Source organism: Terriglobales bacterium (assembly GCA_035543055.1).
In the GTDB taxonomy this organism is placed as follows: domain Bacteria; phylum Acidobacteriota; class Terriglobia; order Terriglobales; family Acidobacteriaceae; genus JAIQFD01.
On record DATKKJ010000091.1, the window covers coordinates 1 to 6,219 of the forward strand.

Below are 6,219 nucleotides of genomic sequence, written 5' to 3' on the forward strand. Positions count from 1 at the left end.
TGGAACTCACTTTCTCTTACGGTTTCGTTGAACCCACTCCTGAAGGGTGGGCTTCCACGGGCCCGCGCGAGGGCGCGTGGGCTACTTTGCCAGAATCTGTTGTCGGTGAGTAGTAGCAGATTGCGGTATTCCAGCGCATTAGTAGGGGCCATGCCTCCTTGCAACGGAAGTGGCGCGACCCGGTCGAGGGCGGCCGGGCGGGTGGCCCGTCTTAGCCCGGGTTTGGGTAAGGCGGGGTTCGCCTGAGAGGTCCGTCGTCCCTACGGGCTTCGGGACTTCGTCCCTCGTCCGGATTAAAGCCCGGATCTACCTTCTATTAACTGCCTACCCAGGACTGTCCCTTCGCTTCGCTCAGGGCAGGCTAACTGCCTGGGCTTCCCTTCCGTCGCGCCGATGGCGCTCCTCGGCGACGTTGCCGTAAGGCAAAGTCGCCCTGGACGGGCGGGGACGCCCGTCCCTACGCAATCTCAGCCCGCGTGAGCGGGCGGATGAGAGTAGCCCGGCACGGAGGCGCGAAGCACCGGAGTGCCGGGTAAGGTGCCAAGGGGCTTTCGAGTCCCTTCAGGGACGACACAACAAAGCGAGGGCGTGAGCCCGAGCAACCTCGTGAGAATCCATGCGAACGGCAGCGTGCCAACGAATGTTCCCGAGATCCTTCGCGGGAGATCTTGGGCTAGAGCCCAAGGCTACCAGCCCGCTCAGGATGACAGGGATTAAAGGATGGTCTTAGATGCAGGCCTGAAGGCCTGCTCCACCCCGCTAATTTCCAATTTGTAATTTGTAAAGTAAGAAGTGCCACGCCTCCTTGTATGAAGAGCGGCGATTGGGGTGAAGGCGCATGGTTTTGCGCGGGGAGAAAGCAGATAACGGGAAGATGTACCAGGTGTCTTCGGGGATGAGGTAGGCGGCGAGGAAGTCGATGTCGCGGCGGGTGTAGGGCCGTTTGATGAAGCGGCCGCGGGCGGCGTTGATCTCGTAGGCGCCGTTGCGGGGCGAGGCGGCGGATTTGATTTGGAGCTTGAGCAGGCGCGAGCCGTTGTCCACCACGATGTCGTAGGGAGCGGAGTCGCCGAAGGGTTTCATGACGATGAGGCCGAGGGCGGCGGCGCGGTGGAGGAAGGCGAGTTCGGCTAGTTCACCCTGGCGCTTGGGAGACAAGGCGGCAGGAGGCAGGAGGCGGGAGGCAGGAAGAGCAGGTACACGTCGGGCGCCGCGCCGGGAGGGGACGGAGGGGTGGCGGGGCATGGGAAAAGAAGTAGCTAGTAGCTGGTAGTTAGTAGTTAGGAAAAGAAGAGGACAGCCGAGGCGGCTGTCCGACAGAATTTCTTTTCTTACCTTCTAATTCCAGTATGACAAATCGGGAGGGGTTGTTTGCCCCTTTTCCACAGTTTTATTGTTCGTTCGGAATGAGCGAGTTACGCAGGAATCCAGATCTTGAGGGGCTTGACAAGAAAAAAAGGCTCACCACAGAGACACAGAGCACACAGAGAATCTCTTCTTCTGACCCTCTACTTCCAGTATGACAAATCGAATGGGGCTAATCCGACAATTTCCACAATTTTATTTTGCGAATGGAATGTGTGGGTTGCGGAGGAATCCAGATTTGGAGGGGCTTGACAGAAACAGCCGTCAGCCATCAGCGGTCAGCCGTCAGGCCCGCCCTAATGTAGCCCGGCCGGGGTGCTTGTTACGCTCGCTTCGCGAGCTGCGCGGCCGAGGGCGGCCGCGCCACGTAACCTCGCCTGCCCGGCCGAGGGCGGCCGGGCTACAACTTCGTTACAATGAACGGCGGACTGATATCCGAACGCCCCGTTTCCAGGAGGGCATCATGGCGACCAGATTGGTTGGATCGGCGATCCCGGCCGAGGACGCGAGCGAGGCCGCACGCCAACTGCTGCGGTCGGACAGTTGCGCGCTGGTGGTGGTGGACATGCAGGAGAAGCTGTTCCCCCCGATCTTCGAGAAAGAGCGGCTGGCGCGCAACGTGCAACTGCTGATCCGCCTGGCGAAGATCCTCCAGCTGCCCATCCTGGCGGCGACGCAGCACGTCAAGGGCCTGGGACCGATCATCCCCGAGATCGCTTCCCTGCTCGAGGGCACCCAGCCCATCAACAAGATGGACTTCAGCTGCCTCAGCAACCCCGAGTTCTGCGCGGCGGTGAAGCACCTGCCGCGGGAGCGCAACACCCTGCTGCTGTGCGGCATGGAAGCGCACATCTGCATCACCCAGACGGCGTTGGGGGCGCTCAATCAGGGATACATCGTGCACGTGGCGGCCGACGCGGTGAGCTCGCGCAGCGAGTCCAACTGGAAGATCGGGCTGGAGCGGATGAAGCAGGCGGGCGTGGTCATCTCCTCCACCGAGATGATGATGTACGAGCTGATGCGGGCCAGCGGCACACCGGTGTTCAAGGAAATGCTGCAGCACCTCAAATGAAGTACCCAGTACCCGGTACCAAGTACCAAGTCTGACGGTCGGGAGCCGTGGGCGGATCCGGCCCCTGTGGCGCGGGAAACCCAAGAGCTCACCGCAAAGGACACCAAGGTGGCACAAAGGAACACGAAGGAAGCCCCCACTAAGACTTCGAAAGCAAGCAAGAACGGCGCGGGCCAAAATGGCTACGCCATCCGCACCAAGCTGATCCACGGGACCTCGAAGACCGCGAAGTGGGATTTCTCCCACCACGTGGTCCCGCCCATCTCGTCCTCAGCCACCTTCCGGCTCAGCTCCGCCCACCGCGGGGCGCAGGGCTTCTTCGAGTTCGCCTGCGACCGGGTGGACGTGAAGCGGCACGTCCCTATCTACATCTACGACCGGCTGGACGAGCCCACGCGCGGGATGCTGGAAGAAAACCTGGCGGCGGCCGAGCAGGGCGACGTGGGGGTGTGCTTCGCCACCGGGATGGCGGCCATCACCGCCGCCATCAACGTGCTGGTGCGGGCGGGCGACGAGGTGCTGGCCCACGACACCCTCTACGGCTGCACCTATTCCTTCCTCACCAACTGGGCGCCGCGGCAGGGCGTGCAGGCGCGCTTCGTCAACATGCGCGACACCGCCGCGGTGGCCAAGGCGATCACGGCGAAGACCCGCGTCGTCTATTTCGAGACCCCGGTGAACCCGACGCTGGAGATCATCGACATCCCCGCCGTCCGCAGCGTGGTGGAGCACGCCAACAAGGGACGCAAGGCGGAGGAGCGCATCGCGATCGTGGTGGACAACACCTTCGCCACACCTTACTGCCAGCGCCCGCTGACCCTGGGCGCGCACGTGGTGGTGCACTCGCTGACCAAGGGGATCGGAGGCTTCGGCACCGACATGGGCGGAGTGGTGATCGGCCCCGAGTCGCTGCGCAACGTGCTCATGCTGTATCGCAAAGATTACGGCGGAGTGCTGGGGCCGAAGGCGGCGTGGAACATCCTGGTGTTCGGATTGCCGTCGCTGGCGGCGCGCATGGCCAACATGCAGCGCACGGCGATGCACGTGGCGCGCTTCCTGGAGCAGCACCCCAAGGTGGCGCGAGTGATGTATCCGGGGCTGACGTCGTTCCCGCAGCGCGAGCTGGCGGAGGAGCAGATGCACGACTACCGCGGCAAGTTCGCCCCCGGCTCGATGATCTATTTCACCCTGAAGGACAAGAAGGGCGACAACGCAGGCGCCGAGCGGTTCATCGACTACATCGCCGACCAGGCCTATTGCGTGACCCTGGCGGTGAGCCTGGGGCAGATCAAGACCCTGATCGAGAACCCGTACTCGATGACGCATAGCGCGTACCAAGCGGCGCGGGGCTCAGCCAAGAACCAACTGGAGCAGGCGGGCACGCGGGGCATCGAGCCGGGCGGCATCCGGCTGTCCATCGGGCTGGAGGACCGGCACGACATCATCGCCGACCTGGAGAAGGGGCTAGCGGTGGTGTAGGGGCAGGCAGCAGGCAGCAGGCGGCAGTCGGCAGGCGGCAGACGGCGGCGGGCCCGCGCGAGGGCGCGCGGGCTACTTTGTCCAGAAGGGTCGCCACTCACACCGCGGCTTTGGCGAAGGTGTCGACCTCCTGGCGGAAGCGCTGGTTGGCGAAGTGGAGGTAGTCGTCGCGCGCCAGCACCGGGCGGCTGACGGCGGCCATGGTCGCGGTCAAGATGGAGCCGGTGGTGGCCAGTTCGCGGCCGGCGTTGTGGGCGGCCTGCAGCACGTCGCGCACCGGGGCCCCCATCTCCAGCATGGTGGAGAAGCCTGGGGCGTGCGGGCGTAGCAGGGCGCCGGCGAAGTCCAGGCCGATCACGCGGCAGAGGGTGCGCATCTGCTCCAGCAGCGGGTCGAAGTTGTCCATCTCCCAGAAGCCGCAGGTGGAGACCAGCACCACCTTGGCGCGGGGCGTCCCCTCGCGGATGGGATGCGAGCAGTGTCCGGATTGCAGGGTGATGAAAGGCTCGATCAGCGGCAACATGCGGTCCATGAGGTTCTTCAAGGGACCGGGCGCGCCCCAGACGAAGACCGGGGTGGCAAAGACCCAGACGTCGGCGGCGCGCAGCTTGACGTGGACCATCTGCATGTCGTCCTGCTGGGCGCAATGCCCGGGGGTCTTGAGCCAGCACTGGAAATCCTCCAGGCAAGGCAGGATCTGGAGGTCGCGGGTGTAGAGGACATCGACGCCGGCGCCGCCGTCGCTCAGGCCATCGAGAAAGGGTTGCAGGATGCGGGCGGTGTTGCCCTTGTCCTTCAAGGGACTGCCGTTGATGGCGAGGACTTTCATGGCACACCTCGATGCCATGATTGTCGCCGTCGGCTCCGAAGGCCGCAGTGACCCGAGTCACGCGGCGGTGGTCAGGCAATCGACGGGATCGCCGTGATCAGGCAGCGGGCAAGAGTTGCGGCGCCTCGGTCTTCTCGGAGACCGCGTCGGCGACGTGAGTGCGGGCCAGCAGCACGTAGATGGACGGCACCACGAACAGGGTGAAGGCGGTGCCGATGATCATGCCGGTGACCAGCATCATGCCGATGCTGTTGCGGGCGCCGGCGCCGGGGCCGCGAGCGAAGACCAGCGGCAGGTGGCCCATGACGGTGGCGGCCGTGGTCATGAGGATGGGCCGCAGACGGGTGCCGGCGGCCTCGATGACGGCATGCAGCTTGTCCTTGCCCTGCTGCTGCAGGTTGTTGGCGAACTCCACGATCAGGATGCCGTTCTTCGACACCAGCCCGACCAGCGTGATCAGGCCGATCTGGCTGTACACGTTCAGGGTCGTGAGCCCGAGGAACGAGAACAGCAGAGAGCCGGAAAGCGCCAGGGGCACGGAGCCGGCCAGAATGATGAGCGGGTCGCGGAAGCTCTCGAACTGCGCCGCCAGCACCAGATAGATCAGGATGCCGGAGAGCAGGAAGGTACCGAAGAACTTCCCTCCCTCGGTGCGCAACTGGCGGGACTCACCGGCGTAGTCCACGGTGAAGCCCTGGCCGGGAGGCAGGAGCTTCGCGGCCTCACCTTCGAGAAAGCGCAGGGCGGTATCGAGCGAGACGTTGGGCGGAATGACGCCCTGGATACGCACCGCGTTCAACTGCTGGAAGCGCTTGAGCTCGCGCGGCTCGGTGGTGGTCTTCAGGCCGGCGAAGGTGGAGAGCGGCACCAGCCTGCCGCCGGCGCCGGTGACGTAGATGTCCTTGAGCTGCTCTGGAGTCAGGCGCTGGGAACGCTCGATCTGGGGAATGACCTTGTAGCTGCGGCCCTGCACGCTGAAGCGGTTGACGTAATCCCCGCCCAGCATGGTGGACAGGTCCTGTCCGGCCTGGGAGAGGTCGACGCCCTGGGCGCGCAGCTTGTCGCGGTCGAAGACGACTTCGGCTTGCGGCTGGTCAAACTTCAGGTCGGAGTCGGCGAACATGAAGATGCCGCTGGTGAAGGCCTTGCCGACCAGCTGGTTGGCGATCTCATTGAGACGTTCGGGCTCGGCCGTCGAAGAGATCACGAAATCCACCGGAAAGTCGCCGCCCCCGGGGAGCGGCGGTGGGACCAGGGAGATGACGCGCACGCCGGGGATCTTCGAGAGTTTGCCGGCAGCTTCGAGCTGGAGCTGCTCGGTGTTCCGCTTTCGCTGCTCCCAGGGCTTGGTGACCATGCCGCCGAAACCCCCGTTGGGCGCGGTGATCTGGAAGATGCTCTGGGCTTCGGGGAAGGAGTGATAGACGTCGTACACCTGCGAGGCGAAGAGCTTGGTCTGGTCGAGCGTGGAGTT

At 64.4% G+C, this 6,219-nt stretch carries 5 protein-coding genes; 2 read left to right on the forward strand and 3 right to left on the reverse strand.

What is annotated here, in order from left to right; all coding sequences use genetic code 11:
* Positions 1-759: 759 nt before the first annotated feature.
* Positions 760-1,158 (reverse strand): group I intron-associated PD-(D/E)XK endonuclease, encoded by a 399-nt coding sequence (locus tag VMS96_06975; protein ID HVP43158.1) that lies wholly within the window; start codon positions 1,156-1,158, stop codon positions 760-762.
* Positions 1,159-1,828: 670 nt separating this feature from the next.
* On the opposite strand from VMS96_06975, the gene VMS96_06980 reads away from it, so the two are divergent.
* Positions 1,829-2,437 (forward strand): hydrolase, encoded by a 609-nt coding sequence (locus tag VMS96_06980; GenBank protein HVP43159.1) that lies wholly within the window; start codon positions 1,829-1,831, stop codon positions 2,435-2,437.
* A 66-nt stretch (positions 2,438-2,503) separates the two neighbouring features.
* Positions 2,504-3,916: an aminotransferase class I/II-fold pyridoxal phosphate-dependent enzyme gene (locus VMS96_06985; GenBank protein ID HVP43160.1), complete on the forward strand. Its 1,413-nt coding sequence runs from the start codon at positions 2,504-2,506 to the stop codon at positions 3,914-3,916.
* Between the two features lie 97 nt (positions 3,917-4,013).
* Here the strand turns inward: VMS96_06985 and VMS96_06990 are convergent, their stop codons facing one another.
* Both VMS96_06990 and VMS96_06995 read right to left on the reverse strand, forming a co-directional pair.
* A complete protein-coding gene (locus VMS96_06990; GenBank protein ID HVP43161.1) occupies positions 4,014-4,763 on the reverse strand; it encodes a flavodoxin family protein in 750 nt (249 codons plus the stop codon).
* Positions 4,764-4,842: 79 nt separating this feature from the next.
* Positions 4,843-6,219: efflux RND transporter permease subunit (locus VMS96_06995; GenBank protein HVP43162.1), on the reverse strand; the 1,377-nt coding region annotated here is incomplete at its 5' end.

Coding starts and splice junctions, on each gene's coding strand:
- VMS96_06980 (HVP43159.1), top strand. CDS start 1,829: ATGGCGACCAGATTGGTTGGATCGGCGATCCCGGCCGAGGACGCGAGC.
- VMS96_06990 (HVP43161.1), bottom strand. CDS start 4,763: ATGGCATCGAGGTGTGCCATGAAAGTCCTCGCCATCAACGGCAGTCCC.